The organism is Ornithinimicrobium tianjinense (assembly GCF_014636495.1).
GTDB classification, from domain to species: Bacteria; Actinomycetota; Actinomycetes; order Actinomycetales; family Dermatophilaceae; genus Ornithinicoccus; species Ornithinicoccus tianjinensis.
The window spans coordinates 1,620,989-1,639,084 of sequence record NZ_BMEM01000001.1 but is presented as its reverse complement, the minus strand read 5'-3'; the positions used below and the strand labels follow the sequence as shown (position 1 = coordinate 1,639,084).

General features: G+C 72.8%; 15 protein-coding genes. All 15 read left to right on the top strand.

The genetic code is table 11. From position 1 onward, the window contains the following. Positions 1 to 27: 27 nt before the first annotated feature. Entirely contained in the window at positions 28 to 600 is a 573-nt protein-coding gene (gene pyrR / locus IEV65_RS07675; protein ID WP_188429277.1) for a bifunctional pyr operon transcriptional regulator/uracil phosphoribosyltransferase PyrR, read from the top strand. Beyond that, complete coding sequence (locus IEV65_RS07670) at positions 597 to 1,529, top strand: aspartate carbamoyltransferase catalytic subunit (protein WP_188429275.1); 933 nt, start codon at positions 597 to 599, stop codon at positions 1,527 to 1,529. Before pyrR ends, IEV65_RS07670 begins: the two co-directional genes overlap by 4 nt. Then, positions 1,526 to 2,860, top strand: coding sequence for a dihydroorotase (locus tag IEV65_RS07665; RefSeq protein WP_229735012.1), 1,335 nt, complete (start codon positions 1,526 to 1,528; stop codon positions 2,858 to 2,860). The genes IEV65_RS07670 and IEV65_RS07665 overlap by 4 nt, the downstream gene beginning before the upstream one ends. Further along, positions 2,857 to 4,038 carry a glutamine-hydrolyzing carbamoyl-phosphate synthase small subunit gene (gene carA / locus IEV65_RS07660; RefSeq protein ID WP_371870154.1) on the top strand — a complete coding sequence of 394 codons (1,182 nt, stop codon included), beginning with the start codon at positions 2,857 to 2,859 and terminating at the stop codon, positions 4,036 to 4,038. The genes IEV65_RS07665 and carA overlap by 4 nt, the downstream gene beginning before the upstream one ends. Next, entirely contained in the window at positions 4,025 to 7,432 is a 3,408-nt protein-coding gene (gene carB, locus IEV65_RS07655) for a carbamoyl-phosphate synthase large subunit (RefSeq protein WP_188429273.1), read from the top strand. Before carA ends, carB begins: the two co-directional genes overlap by 14 nt. Continuing rightward, positions 7,429 to 8,253 carry an iron-sulfur cluster-binding protein gene (locus tag IEV65_RS07650; protein WP_188429271.1) on the top strand — a complete coding sequence of 275 codons (825 nt, stop codon included), beginning with the start codon at positions 7,429 to 7,431 and terminating at the stop codon, positions 8,251 to 8,253. Before carB ends, IEV65_RS07650 begins: the two co-directional genes overlap by 4 nt. Then, complete coding sequence (locus IEV65_RS07645) at positions 8,250 to 9,125, top strand: hypothetical protein (protein ID WP_188429269.1); 876 nt, start codon at positions 8,250 to 8,252, stop codon at positions 9,123 to 9,125. Before IEV65_RS07650 ends, IEV65_RS07645 begins: the two co-directional genes overlap by 4 nt. A gap of 32 nt (positions 9,126 to 9,157) precedes the next feature. Continuing rightward, positions 9,158 to 10,003, top strand: coding sequence for an orotidine-5'-phosphate decarboxylase (pyrF, locus tag IEV65_RS07640; protein WP_229735079.1), 846 nt, complete (start codon positions 9,158 to 9,160; stop codon positions 10,001 to 10,003). 61 nt (positions 10,004 to 10,064) lie between these two features. Beyond that, complete coding sequence (gene mihF, locus IEV65_RS07635) at positions 10,065 to 10,382, top strand: integration host factor, actinobacterial type (protein ID WP_188429267.1); 318 nt, start codon at positions 10,065 to 10,067, stop codon at positions 10,380 to 10,382. A 65-nt stretch (positions 10,383 to 10,447) separates the two neighbouring features. Then, complete coding sequence (gmk, locus tag IEV65_RS07630) at positions 10,448 to 11,005, top strand: guanylate kinase (protein ID WP_188429265.1); 558 nt, start codon at positions 10,448 to 10,450, stop codon at positions 11,003 to 11,005. A 5-nt stretch (positions 11,006 to 11,010) separates the two neighbouring features. Then, positions 11,011 to 11,274, top strand: coding sequence for a DNA-directed RNA polymerase subunit omega (rpoZ, locus tag IEV65_RS07625; RefSeq protein ID WP_188429592.1), 264 nt, complete (start codon positions 11,011 to 11,013; stop codon positions 11,272 to 11,274). Positions 11,275 to 11,285: 11 nt separating this feature from the next. Continuing rightward, positions 11,286 to 12,527 (top strand): bifunctional phosphopantothenoylcysteine decarboxylase/phosphopantothenate--cysteine ligase CoaBC, encoded by a 1,242-nt coding sequence (gene coaBC / locus IEV65_RS07620; protein ID WP_188429264.1) that lies wholly within the window; start codon positions 11,286 to 11,288, stop codon positions 12,525 to 12,527. Between the two features lie 82 nt (positions 12,528 to 12,609). Continuing rightward, positions 12,610 to 13,824, top strand: a complete 1,215-nt coding sequence (metK, locus tag IEV65_RS07615) for a methionine adenosyltransferase (RefSeq protein WP_188429262.1) — start codon at positions 12,610 to 12,612, stop codon at positions 13,822 to 13,824. Then, positions 13,821 to 15,998, top strand: a complete 2,178-nt coding sequence (locus tag IEV65_RS07610) for a primosomal protein N' family DNA-binding protein (RefSeq protein ID WP_229735010.1) — start codon at positions 13,821 to 13,823, stop codon at positions 15,996 to 15,998. Before metK ends, IEV65_RS07610 begins: the two co-directional genes overlap by 4 nt. A 199-nt stretch (positions 15,999 to 16,197) precedes the next feature. After that, positions 16,198 to 18,027, top strand: a complete 1,830-nt coding sequence (locus IEV65_RS07605; protein WP_229735009.1) for an ABC transporter substrate-binding protein — start codon at positions 16,198 to 16,200, stop codon at positions 18,025 to 18,027. Positions 18,028 to 18,096: the final 69 nt, after the last annotated feature.

Sequence of the window (18,096 nt, the reverse complement as noted above, 5' to 3'; positions counted from 1 at the left end):
TGCGAGGCGGGGAAGGAGAACGGGTCGTTGAGCCCTGCCCCTGAGACTGGTCCCGGACGTGAGGTCCTGACCAGCGACGACATCAGCCGCGCACTGCGCCGCATCGCCCACGAGATCCTCGAGGGCAACAAGGGGCCCGAGGACCTGGTCCTCCTGGGCATCCCCACGCGCGGAGCGCACCTGGCCCACCGCCTCGCCGAGGCCCTGCGACAGGTCGAGGGGGTGGACGTGCCGGTCGGCTCCCTGGACATCACGATGTACCGCGACGACCTGCGCCGTCAGCCCACCCGCGCGGTCGAGCCCACGCACGTCCCCGGGGACGGCGTCGACGGCAAGGTCGTGGTCCTCGTGGACGACGTCCTCTACTCCGGCCGCACGGTCCGCAGCGCGCTGGACGCGCTGGCCGACCTCGGCCGCCCCCGCACCGTCCGGCTGGCGGTCCTGGTCGACCGCGGCCATCGCGAGCTGCCGATCCGGGCCGACTACGTCGGCAAGAACCTTCCGACCGCCCACGCCGAGCGGGTCATGGTCCGCCTGGCCGAGGCCGACGGGGGCGACGAGGGCGTGCGCATCGCCGGGCCTGCGGAGGAGGAGCGATGAAGCACCTGCTGTCGATCGCCGACCTCAGCACCGAGGAGATCACCTCCATCCTGGACACCGCGGTGTCCATGCACGAGGTGCAGCACCGCGAGGTCAAGAAGCTGCCGACGCTGCGCGGGCGGACGATCATCAATTTCTTCTTCGAGGACTCCACACGCACCCGGAGCAGCTTCGAGATCGCCGGCAAGTGGCTCAGCGCCGACACCATCAACCTCACCGGCAAGGGCACGTCGGTGTCCAAGGGGGAGAGCCTGCGGGACACGGTGATGACCGTGGGCGCGATGGGCGTGGACATGATCATCGTCCGGCACCCCGCGAGCGGCGCCCCCCAGCAGATCGCCGAGTGGGTGGACTGCTCGGTGGTCAACGCGGGCGACGGCACCCACGAGCACCCCTCGCAGGCTCTGCTGGACGCCTACACCATGCGGCACGCGCTCGGCGGCCTCGAGGGACGGCACGTCGCCATCGTCGGCGACCTGACCCACTCCCGCGTCCTGCGCTCCAACCTGCTGTGCCTGGCCAAGCTGGGGGCGCAGGTGACGCTGGTGGCACCGCCGACCCTGATGCCGAGCGGGATCGGCGCGTGGGCCGCCGCCGACGGCTTCAACCTCTCCTACGACCTCGACGCCGTGCTGCCCACCGTGGACGCCGTCATGATGCTGCGCGTCCAGCGCGAGCGGATGAGCGGCGGCTACTTCCCGACGGCCAAGGAGTATGCCGTCACGTACGGGCTCACGCCCCGCCGCCTGGGGCTGCTCCCCGAGCACGCGGTCATCTGCCACCCGGGCCCGATGAACCGGGGGCTGGAGATCTCCGCCGACGCGGCCGACGCCGCGCGCTCCCTGGTCCTGGACCAGGTCTCCGCCGGGGTCGCGGTCCGCATGTCCATCCTCTACCACCTCCTCGCCGGGGAAGGGAACGACCAGTGAGCCCAGCCGCCCAGACCCCCAGCCTCCTGATCACCGGGGCGGACGTCCTCGGCCGGGGCGTGCAGGACGTCCTCCTGGTGGACGGACGCATCGCCGTGCTCGGCGCCGACGCCGCAGAGCAGGCCCCGGAGCGCACCCAGCGCCTCCACGCCGACGGGCTGGTCCTGCTCCCCGGCCTCGTGGACCTCCACACCCACCTGCGCGAGCCCGGCCGGGAGGACGCCGAGACGGTCGAGACCGGTTCCCAGGCCGCCGCGCTCGGCGGCTACACGGCCGTCTTCGCGATGGCCAACACCAACCCCGTCACCGACAACGCAGAGGTCGCCGAGCGCGTCCTCGACCTCGGCCGCCGGGCCGGCTACGTCGACGTGCACCCCGTCGGGGCCGTCACCAAGGGCCTCGCGGGCGAGGAGCTCGCCGAGCTGGGACTGATGGCCCGCTCGCGGGCGCAGGTGCGGGTCTTCTCCGACGACGGCCGGTGCGTCCACGACGCACGGCTCATGCGCCGTGCTCTGGAGTACGTCAAGGCCTTCGACGGCGTGGTCTCCCAGCACAGCCAGGACCCGCGCCTGGCCGACGGCACCGCCTGCTGCCACGAGGGCGAGCTGTCCGGGCGCCTCGGCCTCCCCGGGTGGCCCTCGGTGGCCGAGGAGGTCGTGGTCGCCCGCGACGTCATGCTCGCCCGCCACACCGGCTCGCGTGTCCACGTCGCGCACGTCTCCACGGCCGGCAGCGTGGAGGTGATCCGGTGGGCCAAGGCGCAGGGCATCGACGTGACCGCCGAGGTGACCCCTCACCACCTCATGCTGACCCAGGACCTGCTCTCCGGCTACGACCCCGTCTACAAGGTCAACCCGCCCCTGCGGCCGACCGAGGACACCCTCGTGCTGCGGGAGGCGCTGGCCGACGGGACGATCGACTGCGTGGCGACCGACCACGCCCCGCACGTCCGTCAGGACAAGGAGCACGCGTTCGTCGACGCGGCCTTCGGGATGCTCGGCCTGGAGACGGCACTCGGGGTCGTCAGCACCACGATGGTCGCGAGCGGACAGATGACCTGGGCCGACGTGGCCCGGACCATGTCCACCGCGCCCGCGCGGATCGCGCGGCTGAGCACCCAGGGGCAGGGCGTCGTCGCCGGCGCGCCGGCCAACCTGACGCTGGTCGACCCCACCCGCAAGGTCACGGTCGACGCGGCACTGTCGCGCTCGCTGTCCCGCAACAACCCCTGGCACGGTCGCGAGCTCACCGGCGCGGTCCACATGACCATCCTGCGCGGCACGGTGACCGCGCGCGAGGGCCTCGTGTGGGGCACGGAGGAGCAGCGGTGACGACAGTGAGCGACAGCGAGGCGCAGCAGGCGGTGCTCGTCCTGGAGGACGGTCGCAGCTTCCGCGGCCAGGCCTACGGGGCGGTCGGTGAGACGGTCGGGGAGGCGGTCTTCTCGACCGGGATGACCGGCTATCAGGAGACCCTTACGGACCCGTCATACCACCGGCAGGTCGTCGTCATGACGGCGCCGCACATCGGCAACACCGGGGTCAACAGCGTCGACATGGAGAGCCAGCGCATCTGGGTCGCGGGCTACGTCGTCCGCGACCCCGCCATCCGGCCCTCCAACTGGCGCTCGCAGGGTGACCTCGGGCAGGCCCTCCGGGACGCGGGCGTCGTCGGGATCAGCGGCGTGGACACCCGTGCGCTCACCCGGCACCTGCGCGACCGCGGCGCCATGCGGGTCGGCATCTTCTCCGGTCCCTCCGCCCAGCGGTCGACGGAGGAGCTGCTCGCCGTCGTCCGCTCCGCCCCCCAGATGGCCGGCTCCGCCCTGGCCGCGGAGGTCTCGACCTCCGAGCCGTATGTCGTCTCGCCGCCCGAGGGGACGCCGGTCCGGTTCCGGGTCGCGGCGCTCGACCTGGGGATCAAGGGCATGACGCCGGCGCTCATGGCCGCCCGGGGCATCGAGGTCCATGTCCTGCCCGCCACGACCAGCTACGACGAGGTCGCGGCCCTCCAGCCGGACGGGGTCTTCTTCTCCAACGGCCCCGGGGACCCGGCGACCGCCGACCACGAGGTCGACCTGCTGCGCAGCGTGCTCGACGACGGGGTGCCCTTCTTCGGCATCTGCTTCGGCAACCAGCTGCTCGGGCGCGCCCTAGGCCTGGGCACCTACAAGCTGCCCTTCGGTCACCGCGGGATCAACCAGCCGGTGCTGGACCGCGCCACCGGCAAGGTCGAGGTCACCAGTCACAACCACGGCTTCGCGATCGCCTGGCCCGAGGGCGTCCCGACCGACCAGCCGGCGGACACGCCATACGGACCGGTGCGGTGCTCGCACGTGGCCCTCAACGACGACGTCGTGGAGGGGCTGCACTGCGAAACCGTGCCCGCCTTCAGCGTGCAGTACCACCCCGAGGCCGCGGCCGGCCCGCACGACGCCGAGTACCTGTTCGACCGGTTCGTCGAGCTGCTCAGCACCCATCAGGAGAGGAGCGCCAGTGCCCAGGCGTGAGGACATCAAGAGCGTCCTGGTGATCGGCTCCGGGCCGATCGTCATCGGACAGGCGGCCGAGTTCGACTACTCCGGCACCCAGGCCTGCCGGGTGCTGCGCGAGGAGGGCGTCCGTGTCGTCCTGGTCAACTCCAACCCGGCGACGATCATGACCGACCCCGGTGTCGCCGACGCGACCTACGTCGAGCCGATCACCCCGGAGATCGTCGAGGCCATCATCGCCAAGGAGCGCCCGGACGCGGTGCTCGCGACGCTGGGCGGCCAGACCGCTCTCAACACGGCGATCGCGCTGCACGAGGCGGGGGTGCTGGAGCGCTACGGCTGCCCGCTCATCGGCGCCGACGTCAAGGCGATCCAGCTCGGGGAGGACCGACAGCTGTTCAAGGGCGTCGTCGAGCGCTGCGGTGCCGAGGTGGCCCGGTCGGCGATCTGCCACACCATGGACGAGGTGCTCGCGGCCGCACAGGACCTCGGCTACCCCGTCGTCGTCCGGCCCTCCTTCACCATGGGTGGGCTCGGTTCCGGGTTCGCCCACGACGAGGAGAGCCTGCGCCGCATCGCCGGTGCCGGTCTGCAGGACAGCCCGACGACCGAGGTGCTCCTCGAGGAGTCGATCATGGGCTGGAAGGAGTACGAGCTCGAGGTCATGCGGGACCGCGCCGACAACGTCGTGGTGGTCTGCTCCATCGAGAACCTCGACCCGATGGGCGTGCACACCGGCGACAGCATCACGGTCGCACCGGCCATGACGCTCACCGACCGGGAGTACCAGCGGCTGCGTGACATCGGCATCGCGGTGATCCGCGAGGTCGGCGTGGACACCGGCGGCTGCAACATCCAGTTCGCGGTGAACCCCGCCGACGGCCGCGTGATCGTCATCGAGATGAACCCTCGCGTCTCCCGGTCCTCGGCCCTGGCCTCCAAGGCGACCGGCTTCCCGATCGCGAAGATCGCCGCGAAGATGGCGCTCGGCTACACCCTGGACGAGGTGCCCAACGACATCACGTCGTCCGGGGGGACCCGCCCCCAGCAGACCCCCCGGAGCGCCTCCGGCGAGGAGCCCTCCGAGCGCTTCTACTCGGCGGCCTTCGAGCCGACCCTCGACTACGTCGTGGTCAAGGTGCCTCGCTTCGCCTTCGAGAAGTTCCCGGCCGCGGACCCGACGCTGACGACCACCATGAAGTCCGTCGGCGAGGCGATGGCCCTGGGGCGCAACTTCACCGAGTCCCTGCAGAAGGCCCTCCGCTCGATCGAGCGGAAGAACTCCTCCTTCCACTGGCGCGAGGACGAGGCACCGTCGCTCGGTATGGCGCGCGCCCTCCTCGAGCAGGCCCGCACCCCGACGGACGGCCGGCTCGTGCTGGTCCAGCAGGCCCTGCGGGGCGGGTGCACCGTCGAGGAGGTGCACGAGACCACCGGCATCGACCCGTGGTTCCTGGACCAGATCCAGCTCATCAACGAGATCGCCGAGGACATCCGTACGCAGTCCGCCTCGGGGTCCGGCGAGCTGTCGCCGGAGCTGCTGCGGCACGCCAAGCGGCACGGCTTCTCGGACGCCCAGATCGCCGAGCTCACCGGGCTCGACGAGAGCGTGGTGCGCGGCGTGCGGCACGCCCTCGGGGTGCGCCCGGTCTACAAGACGGTCGACACCTGCGCCGGCGAGTTCGTCGCCCTGACTCCCTACCACTACTCCTCCTACGACGAGGAGACCGAGGTGGCGCCGCGCGAGCGGCCCGCCGTCATCATCCTGGGCTCCGGGCCGAACCGCATCGGCCAGGGCATCGAGTTCGACTACTCGTGCGTGCACGCCTCGCTCACCCTGCGCGAGCACGGTTTCGACACGGTGATGGTCAACTGCAACCCGGAGACGGTCTCGACCGACTACGACACGTCCAGCCGCCTCTACTTCGAGCCCCTGACGCTCGAGGACGTCCTCGAGGTCGTCCACGCGGAGCGCCAGGCAGGGCCGCTGGCCGGCGTGATCGTCCAGCTCGGCGGGCAGACCCCGCTGGGGCTGGCCGCAGCGCTCAAGGCCGAGGGGGTGCCGATCGTGGGCACGTCGCCCGAGGCGATCCATCTCGCCGAGGACCGCGGCGCCTTCGGTCGCGTCCTGGCCGAGACCGGGCTCACCGCGCCCCGGCACGGCACCGCCTTCTCGGTCGAGGAGGCCCTGGAGGTCGCGCACGAGATCGGCTACCCGGTGCTCGTCCGGCCCTCGTTCGTCCTCGGCGGTCGCGGGATGGAGATCGTCTACGACGACGAGTCGCTCGCCGCCTACGTCGGGCGTGCCACGGAGGCCAGCCCCGAGCACCCGGTGCTCGTGGACCGCTTCCTGGACACTGCGGTGGAGATCGACGTCGACGCCCTCTACGACGGTGTCGACCTCTACCTCGGCGGGATCATGGAGCACATCGAGGAGGCCGGTATCCACTCCGGCGACTCCGCCTGCGTGCTGCCGCCGTTCACGCTGGGCCGCTCGGAGCTCGCGGAGGTGCGCGACGCCACCCGCCGGCTCGCCGAGGCGATCGGCGTGCGCGGGCTCATCAACGTCCAGTTCGCCCTCTCCCAGGACGTGCTCTACGTCCTGGAGGCCAACCCCCGTGCCAGCCGGACGGTGCCCTTCGTCGCCAAGGCGACGGGTGTCCCGCTGGCGAGCGCGGCCGCGCGGGTGATGCTGGGCAGCACGATCGCCTCGCTGCGCGAGGAGGGCGTGCTGCCGTCCGCCATCGACGGCGGGGCCATGCCCGACGACGCGCCGTTCTCGGTCAAGGAGGCGATCCTGCCGTTCCGCAGGTTCCGCACCCAGACCGGCGAGGCGGTCGACTCCATCCTCGGCCCGGAGATGCGCTCCACCGGTGAGGTCATGGGCATCGACGGCTCCTTCGGGGCGGCCTTCGCCAAGAGCCAGCTGCGCGCCGGCTCGAGCCTGCCGACCTCGGGCACCGTGTTCGTCTCGGTCGCCAACCGGGACAAGCGCTCGATGATCTTCCCGCTCAAGCGCCTCGTCGACCTCGGTTTCCGGCTGCTCGCCACGGAAGGCACCGCGGACGTGCTGCGCCGCAACGGCATACCCGCCGAGGTCGTGCGCAAGCACAGCGCGGGCCGAGGCCCGGACGGCACCGAGCGGACGGTCGTCGACCGCATCACGGCCGGCGAGGTGGACATGGTGATCAACACGCCGTCCGGACGGGACGCGCGGGCTGACGGCTACGCCATCCGCGCGGCGACGACCAGCCTCGACAAGCCGATCATCACGACCGTCCAGCAGCTGTCCGTCGCCGTGCTGGGCATCGAGGCGATGCGGTCGGGGCCGCTCGAGGTGGCCTCGCTGCAGGAGCACGCCGCCAATCTGGACCTCTTCGGGCGCGACGAGAGCGGCGCCCTGAGCGCGTGACCACGGGGCAGGCTGCCACGCCGCCGGGAGCGGCGGCCCGGGCCCGGGCGGCGACGGTGACCGCGGTCCGGGCCGCCGGCGCGCACGACGTCGTCTCGTTGCGCGTGCCGGACGCGGAGCCGTGGGGGCGCTGCCGGCCCGGCCAGTTCGTGGTCGTCCCGGTGGGCCCCGGCGCTGGGTCCGTGCTGCCCGAGGTGCACTGGGTGGCCGGCGTCCACGGAGATCCCGTGCACGGCACGACCGTGGAGCTCCTGCTGCCCGTCGACCGCGGGACGGAGCCGGGGGAGGAGTGGCGGCTGCTCGGCCCGATGGGCCGCGGCTTCGCCCCTCCGGCGCAGCCGGTGCCGGTGCTGCTGGTCGGTCACGAGGGCGGCGCGGTCCCGCTGAGGTGGCTGGCCGAGCAGCTGCGCGACCGGGGCTGTCCGGTCCACGTCCTCCTCAGCGCCTCCGACCCCGAGCTCCACCTGGACCTGGTCCACCTGCGCCGCTACGCGCGCTCGGTGGTCCTCGCGCTGCCCGAGGACCTGCCAGCCGCGTTGGAGCGCCTGCTCGACGACCCCGCCGTCGATCCCGCGGTGGTGTATGCCGCTGCGCCCCGTCCCGTGTTGCGCGAGGTCGCGGTCGCAGGCCTGGGGCGTCAGCGGGTGGTGCGCGTCGCGGCCCTGGACCTGGAGGCGCCGGTGGTGTGCGGGACCGGCCTGTGCGGCAGCTGCGACCTGGAGGTCGGAGACGGCGCGGAGGGTTCAGGCGGCGTGCTGCGGCCGTGCCTGGAAGGACCGGTCGTACCCGGCGAGCTGCTCGTGGACGGACCGACCCGATGACGGGTGTGACCGGGTCCGCAGGAGTGCCGCCCGTGTGGCTCGGGGCGGGCGCGGTCACCGACCCCCGGGCGCTGGCTCGCTTCGGCCCCCTGCTGGACGTCCCCCTGGTGGCGGGTCCGGTGGAAGCCGGGTCGAGACGCACGCGGGTGGGACGGACGGTCGTGCACGGCCTCGGCGTGGGAGGCCTCGACCACGAGGACGCCCGGTCGGTCCGGGCGTCTGCCGTCGAGGACGTCATGGCGTGGGCAGCGGCCCGTGGGCTCACCGTGTGCGTGGCGCTGCGGGGCCGGACGACCGGTGACCTGGCCGCTGTCCTGGACAGGCTGCGCAGGCACGCCGACGCCGACGTGCTGCAGGCCGTGGAGGTGGACCTGCGCGCCGCGGACGAGCAGGAGGTGCTCCGCAGCATGTCGAGGGTGCGCGAGGCCTCTCCGCGAGGCCAGCACCTGCTCGCCCGACTGTCGGTGGCCGGGCCCGACCTCGTCGGCCGCGCGCGGTCCGCCGTCGCCGGCGGCGCCACCGCGGTCGTCCTCGCCGCCCAGGTCCCGCTGGCGCCCGGGCGCTGGTGGTCGGGACCGTCGACCGCCGCCCTCGGCCTCAGCGGCCTGCGGCAGCTCGTTGAGGCCGCCCGTGAGCAGCGCTGGCCCGGTGCCCCGCTCGTCATCGCCGGCGGCATCCACTCCGAGGAGAGCGCGCGGGTCGCCGTCCGGGAGGGCGCCGCGGCCGTCCAGCTCGGGACCGGCCTGTGGGCCGACCCCACCCTGCTCTGGCGGGTCCGGGACGCCGTGCTGGAGGAGCTGTCGGCGCCGACGGCGACCCCAGCGCGAGCCGGGCGCGCACCGCATACCCGAACAACGAGGAGAGAACCGTGACCCAGCACTTCGGCACCCGACTGGCGGCCGCGATGGCGGCCGCAGGGCCCCTCTGCGTGGGGATCGACCCGCACGCGCACCTGCTCGCGTCGTGGGGCCTGCCCGACACGCCGGAGGGCGTGCGCCGCTTCAGCCTCACGGTGCTCGACGCCGTGGCAGGGCACTGCGCGGCCGTCAAGCCGCAGGCCGCCTTCTACGAGCGGCACGGGGCCGCGGGCCTGGCCGTGCTGGAGGAGACCCTGGCGGCGGCCCGCGAGCGGGGCCTGCTCACGGTCCTCGACGTCAAGCGCGGCGACATCGGCTCGACCATGGGCGCCTACGCCGAGGCCTACCTCGGCGAGGGGCGACCGCTCGCCGCTGACTCCATCACCGTAAGTCCCTATCTCGGCTACGGCTCGCTCCGCCCTGCCCTCGACCTGGCCCGCCGGACCGGACGGGGGCTCTGGGTGCTCGGCCTGACGTCCAACCCCGAGGGTCGCGACGTGCAGCTGGTCGGGGAGCCCACCGTGGCCGCGCGCGTGGTCGCTGCGGTCGCCGAGGACGTCCGGGGGATGGCGCCGTTCGGCGACGTCGGGCTCGTCGTCGGCGCCACGCTGCCCCGGCCGCCGGAGGAGATGGGGGTCGACCTCGTCGGGTGCGGTGCACCGGTGCTCGCGCCTGGCGTGGGCGCGCAGGGTGCCGGTCCGCAGGACGTCGCTCGCACCTTCGCCGGGATGACCGAGCGGGTGCTGGTGCCGATCAGCCGGGGAGTCCTCGCTGCAGGACCTGACCAGGACGCGCTGACCGAGTCCGCGCGGCGCTGGTCCGGCGAGCTCGCGGAGGCGCTGGGCGGCCGGCCCGGACCTCCGGGGTTGGCACGCCCCACCGTCACTCGATAGGTTCGCCTAGCAGCGGGCACCCGCCCGGCTCCGCCCACCGACACCACCGAGGAGTTCGACAGTGGCCCTTCCCCAGTTGACGCCGGAGCAGCGCGCCGAGGCGCTCGCCAAGGCGGCCGCGGCGCGCCGCGAGCGCGCCGAGGTGAAGAACAGGCTGAAGAACGCCCAGGGCAGGCTCAAGGACGTCATCGACGAGGGTCGCACCAACGACGTCATCGGCAAGATGAAGGTCTCGGCCCTGCTGGAGTCCATGCCGGGGGTGGGACGCGTGCGGGCGCGTCAGGTGATGGAGGAGATCGGGATCTCCGAGAGCCGGCGGGTGCGCGGCCTGGGCGCCAACCAGGTGGCGCAGCTGCTCGACCGCTTCGGCGAGCGCTGAGCACGGCCCCAGACGCCCACCCCGGGAGCACCGCGCCGATCCCGGGTGCGGCCGGTCGTCGCCTCGTGGTGCTGGCGGGCCCCACCGCGGTCGGGAAGGGGACCGTCGCGGCCTACGTGCGGGAGCACCACCCGGAGGTGTGGCTCTCGGTGTCGGCGACCACCCGTCCTCCCCGTCCGGGAGAGGTGCACGGGGAGCACTACTACTTCGTCAGCGACGAGGAGTTCGCCCGGCTGGAGCGAGAGGGGGAGCTCCTGGAGTCGGCCGTCGTGCACGGGCGTGCCAGCTACGGCACTCCGCGCGAGCCCGTGCTGCGGGCCCTGGCCGAGGGCCGGCCCGCCATGCTCGAGATCGACCTGCAGGGTGCCCGCCAGGTCCGTGCCTCGATGCCCGACGCCTACTTCGTCTTCCTGGCCCCGCCGTCGTGGGACGAGCTCGTGCTGCGGCTCGTGGGCCGGGGCACGGAGTCGGAGGAGGAGCGGGAGGTGCGTCTGGCGACCGCCCGCACCGAGCTGGCCGCAGCCGAGGAGTTCGACGTCGTGATCGTCAACGACGACGTCGCCCGGGCGGCCGAGGAACTCGTATCATTGATGGTTGACCCCCACCCTGCAAAGGAATCGTGAACGACGTGACCGGCACCATCGCCCACCCGGACGGCATCACCAACCCGCCGATCGACTCCCTGCTCGAGCGCGCGGACAGCAAGTACGCCCTGGTGATCTACGCCGCCAAGCGCGCCCGTCAGATCAACGCCTACTACGCCCAGCTCTCCGAGGGCCTGCTCGAGTACGTCGGCCCGCTCGTGGAGGCTGACGCCACGGACAAGCCCCTGTCGATCGCGATGCACGAGATCGACCAGGGCAAGCTGCAGGTCAGCCACCCCGAGAGCTGACAGGCGCACGCATGCGCGTCGTCCTGGGCGTGTCGGGCGGGATCGCCGCCTACAAGGCCGCGCTCGTGCTGCGCCTCCTCACGGAGGCCGGCCACCAGGTGGACGTGGTCCCCACGGCCGCGGCGCTCCGCTTCGTCGGCGCCCCCACCTGGGAGGCGCTGAGCGGCCGGCCCGTGACCACCGAGGTCTGGGACCAGGTGCCGAGCGTCAACCACGTGCGCCTCGGCCACGAGGCCGACCTGGTGCTCGTGGCGCCGGCCACCGCGGACCTGCTGGCGCGGGCCGCGCACGGGCTGGCGGACGACCTGCTCACCACGACGCTGCTCACCGCGGCCTGCCCGGTGGTGATGGCCCCCGCCATGCACACCGAGATGTGGCTGCACCCGGCGACCGTCGCCAACGTCGCTCTGCTCAGGGAGCGGGGGGTCGTCGTCGTCGATCCGGCCTCGGGCCGGCTGACGGGCAAGGACAGCGGGCCGGGCCGCCTGCCCGAGCCTGAGGACATCGTGGCGGCCGCGCTGGCGGCCGTCGAGGGCGGACCACGAGCCGGGACGTCCCCGGGCGACGACCTGGCCGGCCGCCGGGTCGTGGTCTCCGCCGGTGGCACGCGCGAGGCGCTCGACCCCGTGCGCTTCCTGGGCAACCGTTCCTCCGGCAAGCAGGGGTATGCCGTGGCCGCCGAGGCGGCCCTGCGCGGTGCGCACGTCACGCTGGTGGCGGCCAACGTGGACCTCGCCACGCCGCCGGGGTGCGAGGTGGTGCGGGTCGAGTCCGCGCTGGAGCTGCAGGAGCAGCTGACCGGGCTGGTGTCAGCGGGCGACGTCGACGTGGTGGTCATGGCCGCTGCGGTCGCCGACTTCCGGCCCAGGCACTACGTCGGCACCAAGATCAAGAAGAGCCACGGGGACGGTGACGAGAGCGCGCCCACCGTCGAGCTGGTGCGCAACCCCGACATCCTGGCCGGTCTGGTGGCCGCCCGGGGTGAGAGCCGCACGCCCTACGTGGTGGGTTTCGCCGCCGAGACGGGTGACGAGTCGGGCGACGTCCTGCACCACGCGCGCGCCAAGCTCGAGCGCAAGGGGTGCGACCTGCTGGTGGCCAACGAGGTGGGCGGCGGCAAGGCGTTCGGACAGGACGACAACACCGTGCACCTGCTGCGTCCAGGCACCCAGGAGGTCGTCACGGTCGGCCCGGCGACCAAGGCCGCGGTGGCCACGGCGATCTGGGACACCGTCGCGCCCGAGCTGCGCTGAGCCGGGCGGCATCCAGGTCTGTGGGCAGGTGGCCCTAGACTTCGGGGGTCAGTCAGCAGCCGCTGCAACCGCGAGGAGACCTATGGCCCGCCTGTTCACGTCCGAGTCCGTCACCGAGGGGCACCCCGACAAGATCTGCGACCAGATCAGCGACGGCATCCTCGACGAGCTGCTCCGCCAGGACCCCCATTCCCGGGTGGCCGTGGAGACGATGGTGACCACGGGACTGGTCCACGTGGCCGGTGAGGTCCGCACGGAGGGGTATGCCGACATTCCCCGGATCGTCCGCGAGACCATCCTGGGGATCGGCTACGACAACTCCCACAAGGGCTTCGACGGCCGCACCTGCGGCGTGGAGGTCTCGATCGGCGAGCAGTCCACAGACATCGCCGTCGGGGTCGACACCGCCCTCGCCACCCGCGGCGTGGCCGAGGTCGACCGCTACGACGTGCAGGGCGCCGGCGACCAGGGCCTGATGTTCGGGTACGCCTGCGACGACACCCCGGAGCTGATGCCGGTGCCGATCTACCTCGCGCACCGGCTCGCCGAGCGCCTGGCGTCGGTCCGCAAGAGCGGAGAGCTGGACTACCTGCGGCCGGACGGCAAGACCCAGGTCACGATCGCCTACGACGGCGACCGGGCCGTCCGCCTCGACACCGTCGTGCTGTCGACCCAGCACGCCAGCGACATCTCCCTGCAGGACCAGCTCGGTCCCGACATCCGCGAGCGGGTCATCGGTCCCGTCCTGGCGGAGGCGCGCGACGCGGGGCTGGACCTGCAGACCGAGGGCTACCGGCTGCTGGTCAACCCCACGGGGGTCTTCACCATCGGGGGTCCGATGGGCGACGCGGGGCTGACCGGGCGCAAGATCATCGTCGACACCTATGGCGGCATGGCCCGGCACGGAGGTGGCGCGTTCTCCGGCAAGGACCCGTCGAAGGTGGACCGTTCCGCCGCCTACGCCATGCGCTGGGTGGCCAAGCACGTCGTGGCGGCGGGACTGGCGCGGCGGTGCGAGATCCAGGTGGCCTACGCGATCGGCACGGCCCACCCGGTCGGGCTGTACGTCGAGACCTTCGGGACGGAGAGCGTGCCGGTCGACCGCATCCAGGACGCCGTGACCAAGGTCTTCGACCTCCGGCCGGCAGCCATCGTGGACCAGCTCGACCTGCTGCGCCCGATCTACCAGCCGACCGCCGCCTACGGGCACTTCGGCCGCAGCGAGGCGCCCGGGGTCGACAACGCCTTCACCTGGGAACGGCTCGACCGCGTCGAGGAGCTGCGCGCGGCGCTGTGAGCGCGCACCGGGACACCTCAGGGACCGGCGCCCGCGAGGACCCACCCCCGACCGAGCCCGAGCAGCTCCTGCTGGTCCCGGTCGTCGGGCCCGGGCGGCGGCGAGCCCGCAGCACCGCCCCCGCGGCGGACCGTCCGCTCGCCGACCCCGACCCGGTCGCGGTGGTGCTCGTGGACACCCCGCTGGCCCACCTGGACCGCCCGTTCGAGTATGTCGTGCCGGCGGAGCTGGGGGAGTCGGCGCGCCCGGGCGCCAGGGTCCGCGTCCGGCTCGCCGGACGTGACCATGACGGCTTCGTGCTCGAGCGGCGGGCGGTCGCCGAGCACACGGGCAGGCTGACGCCGCTGCGCTCCGTGGTCAGCCCGGAGAGCGTGCTGACCCCTGCCGTCGCCGCAGCGGCGAGGGCGGTGGCCGACCACTACGGCGGCACGCTCGCGGACGTGGTCCGGCTCGCGGTGCCGCCGCGTCACGCTCGCGCCGAGCGTTCGGTCCCCGGGCCGACCTCCGAGGATGCGGCCGTCACCGTGCCCGACCAGGTGCGGCAGGACTCGTCGGCCGGGTCGCCCGCGCAGCCCGGTCCGTGGGACCGCTACCCGGCAGGTCCGGCCTTCCTGCGCCGGCTCGGGGCGGGCCAAGCGCCGACGGCCGCCTGGACGGCGCTGCCCGCGCAGCCTCCGCAGGCGGACTGGCCGGCCGCGGTCGCCGAGGCAGTGGCGGCGACTCTCCGTGGGGGGCGTGGGGCTGTGGTCGTGGTCCCCGACCGGCGGGACGTCGAGCGGGTGGTCCGGGCGGTCGAGGACCGGTGCGGACCGGAGAGCTGCGTCCGGCTGACGGCCGACCTGGGGCCGGATGCCCGTTACCGTGCCTTCCTGCGAGCTCTGCGGGGGCTGACGAGGGTGGTCGTGGGGACGCGCGCTGCCGCGTGGGCGCCGGTCCACGACCCCGGGCTGTTCGTGTGCTGGGACGACGGTGACGACCTGCATCAGGAGCCGCGAGCTCCGTACCCGCATGTCCGGGAGGTGCTCCGGCACCGCGCCCGGACCGAGCGGGCGGGACTGCTGCTCGGCGGGCTCGCGCGCACACCGCAGGTGGAGGTGTGGGCACGCGACGGTGAGCTGGCACGGGTCGAACCGTTGACGGCCGTCGTCCGCTCCGCCTCGCCCAGGGTGCTCGTCGCGGGCGAGGGGAGGGCGGAGGAGCGCGACCCGGCCGCGCGGTCGGCGCGGATCCCCACCACGGCCTGGCTCGCCGTCCGGGAGGGCCTTGAGCACGGGCCGGTGCTGGTCCAGGTGCCCCGGCAGGGGTATGTCGTGTCGCTCACCTGCGCGGAGCCCGGGTGTCGCACCCCGGTGCGCTGCCGCCGGTGCGAGGGCCCCGTCGGCGCCGTTGGGGGCGGCGGTCCACCCTCCTGCAGGTGGTGCGGTGCGCCGCACCCGCAGACCCTCGGGTGCCGGGCCTGCGGCTCACCACGTCAGCGCGCGGGGTCGGTGGGGGCGGACCGCACCGCGGAGGAGCTCGGACGTGCCTTTCCCGGCACCCGGGTCGTCAGCTCCTCGGGGGAGCATGTCGTCTCGCACGTGGACGCCCGGCCCGTGCTCGTGGTGGCGACGCCCGGGGCGGAGCCGGTCGCCGAGGGCGGCTACCGCGCCGTCCTCCTCCTCGACGGGTGGCGGCTGCTCGACCGCGCCGTTCTGGACGCGGGCACCGAGGCGCTGCGCCGGTGGATGACGGCGGCCGCGCTGTGCACGCCCCGCGCCGACGAGGTGGCGGCGCCGGGCCGCTCGGCCCCCACCGTGGTGGTCTGCGGTGTCCCTGCCCACGCCGGTGTGCCGGCCGTCGAGTCGTTGGTGCGCTGGGACCCCGTGGGTCTGGCGGCACGAGAGGTGGACGAGCGGGCGGAGCTGGGTCTGCCCCCCGTGCGTCGGCACGCGACGGTGCGGGGACCGCTCGAGGCTGTCCGTGAGGTGGCCGACTCGCTCCGTGCAGCGGGTCACGATGTCCTGGGTGCGCCGTCGACCGCAGGTGGTGACGTCGACCAGGCGACCTTCGTTGTGCGCGAGGGTGCCCAGGCCTCCCTCGCAGAGACGGTGCGGGCCGTCAGGAGCGGGCGCAGCGCGCGGCGGGCGAGCGAGGTCGTGCGGGTCCAGCTGGACGCCAGCGACCCGCTGTCCTAGGTCGCGCCAGCTCACGGAAGTCTCAAATCCGTAACGATCGAGTTACTGACTGGGCACATCGCTGGACCTGGGGCGTGCCCCGTGCCTATGTTCAGTCCGCAACCCCCCGGCTCGGCGTCGACCCTGGGTGGCGACCGTCCGGTCGCGCTCCGGCCCGAGCTTCTCACTAGGAGGAACATTGAAGATCAGGCGCGCGACCATGGCCGTCGTTGCGGCCGGAGCCCTCGTGCTCGCCGGCTGCACGTCGGAGAGCGAGACGCCCGACACCGGCAACGCTGGCACCACCGACGAGGGTGGCTCCACCGACGAGGCGACGACCTCCGAGGACGGCGGCGCGAGCGAGGAGCCCACCAGCTCGGCCAAGGCCGACCTCGGTGAGGTCACCACGAAGGACGACACCATCTCCTTCTCCACCGGTGCCGAGGAGTACAACGCCTACAACGGCAACACCTCGTCCACCAACTCGACGTACAACGCCGTCGTCAACAACCAGCTCTTCGGCGGCTTCTGGTACTGGGGGACCGACGGCACCGTCTACCCGAACGAGTGGTTCGGCTCCTACGAGAAGACCTCCGAGGACCCGCTGACCGTCGAGTACACCATCTCCGACGAGGCTGTCTGGTCCGACGGCACCCCGGTGACCTCCAACGACTTCCTGCTCGAGTGGGCCTCGTCCAACCCCGAGGCGCTCGGCGGCGCCGAGGCCCTGGGCTTCGACCCGGTGTCGGACACCTTCGGCAAGTACGTTCCGGAGGCTCCCGAGACCGAGCCGAGCTCGAAGACCTTCACCGTGGTCTACCCCGACCCGTACCCGGACTGGGAGCTGGTCGTCAGCGGCGCCCTGCCCTCGCACGTCGCGGCCGACTCTGCCGGCATGACGGGCGACGAGCTGGCCCAGGCCATCCTCGACGGCGACGGCGAGACCGTGGCCAAGGTGTCCGAGTTCTGGAACACCGGCTGGCTGTTCCCGGACTACCAGGTCACCGACGAGGCCCTGGTTCCCTCCTCCGGCCCCTACACCCTGCAGGGCTCCACCTGGGAGTCCGGCGAGTCGCTCGGCCTGGTCCCGAACGACTCGTTCTACGGCCCGAAGCCGGCGACCAAGAACCTCGTGTTCAAGTTCGCCGCCCCGGAGTCGCACGTCCAGGCGCTGCAGAACGGTGACATCAATGTCATCGAGCCGCAGGCCACCGTCGACACCGTCGACCAGCTCAAGGGCATGTCGGACACCGTCTCCATCGCCAGCGGCAACGAGATGACCTGGGAGCACCTGGACTACAACTTCGCCGAGGGGAGCATCTTCTCCGAGGGCGAGGGTGGCCTGGCCGCACGTGAGGCGTTCGCGCTCTGCGTGCCGCGTGAGCAGATCGTCCAGAACCTGATCCAGCCGATCAACCCCGAGGCTCAGGTGATGAACCTGCGCGAGAAGTTCCCGTTCCAGGACGACTACCAGGAGGTCCTGGAGGCCGCCTACGACGGTCGCTACGACCAGGTCGACCTGGAGGCCGCCAAGGCGAAGTTCGCCGAGGCCGGCCTGGAGGACGGCGCCGAGGTCCGGATCGGCTACTCCGCCCCGAACCAGCGTCGTACCGACGAGATCGCGGCCATCAAGGCGTCCTGCGACGAGGTCGGCTTCAACATCGTCGACGGTGGCGACCCGAAGTTCTTCGAGTCGGGCGGCTCGCTGGAGACCGGTGACTGGGAGATCGCGCTCTTCGCGTGGGCGGGCTCCGGCCAGATCGCCTCCGGTCAGCCGATCTACGAGACCGACGGTGGCCAGAACTTCGGTGGCTTCTCCAACGAGGAGGTCGACGCGGCCTGGGAGACCCTCGCCAAGTCCAACGACCCGGCGGTCCACCTGGAGCAGGTCAAGATCATCGAGAAGCTGCTCTGGGACAACCTGTACGGCATCCCGCTGTTCGCGCACCCGGGTGTCGTCGGCTACGACAACACGCTGCAGAACGTCCGCCACAACTCCACCCAGACGGGTGTGTCGTGGAACGCCGAGCAGTGGGTCCGCGCCAACTGACCTAGCGTCAGTTCGCCGCACCACCCCGGGGTGAGATTGCTCGCCCGGGCCAGTAGGGCCAGGGGCGGG

Bases quoted from the DNA above. Each gene is read 5' to 3' on its own strand.
- metK (WP_188429262.1), top strand. From the start codon at position 12,610: ATGGCCCGCCTGTTCACGTCCGAGTCCGTCACCGAGGGGCACCCCGAC.
- IEV65_RS07605 (WP_229735009.1), top strand. From the start codon at position 16,198: ATGGCCGTCGTTGCGGCCGGAGCCCTCGTGCTCGCCGGCTGCACGTCG.
- coaBC (WP_188429264.1), top strand. From the start codon at position 11,286: ATGCGCGTCGTCCTGGGCGTGTCGGGCGGGATCGCCGCCTACAAGGCC.
- IEV65_RS07645 (WP_188429269.1), top strand. From the start codon at position 8,250: ATGACGGGTGTGACCGGGTCCGCAGGAGTGCCGCCCGTGTGGCTCGGG.
- pyrF (WP_229735079.1), top strand. From the start codon at position 9,158: ATGGCGGCCGCAGGGCCCCTCTGCGTGGGGATCGACCCGCACGCGCAC.
- IEV65_RS07670 (WP_188429275.1), top strand. From the start codon at position 597: ATGAAGCACCTGCTGTCGATCGCCGACCTCAGCACCGAGGAGATCACC.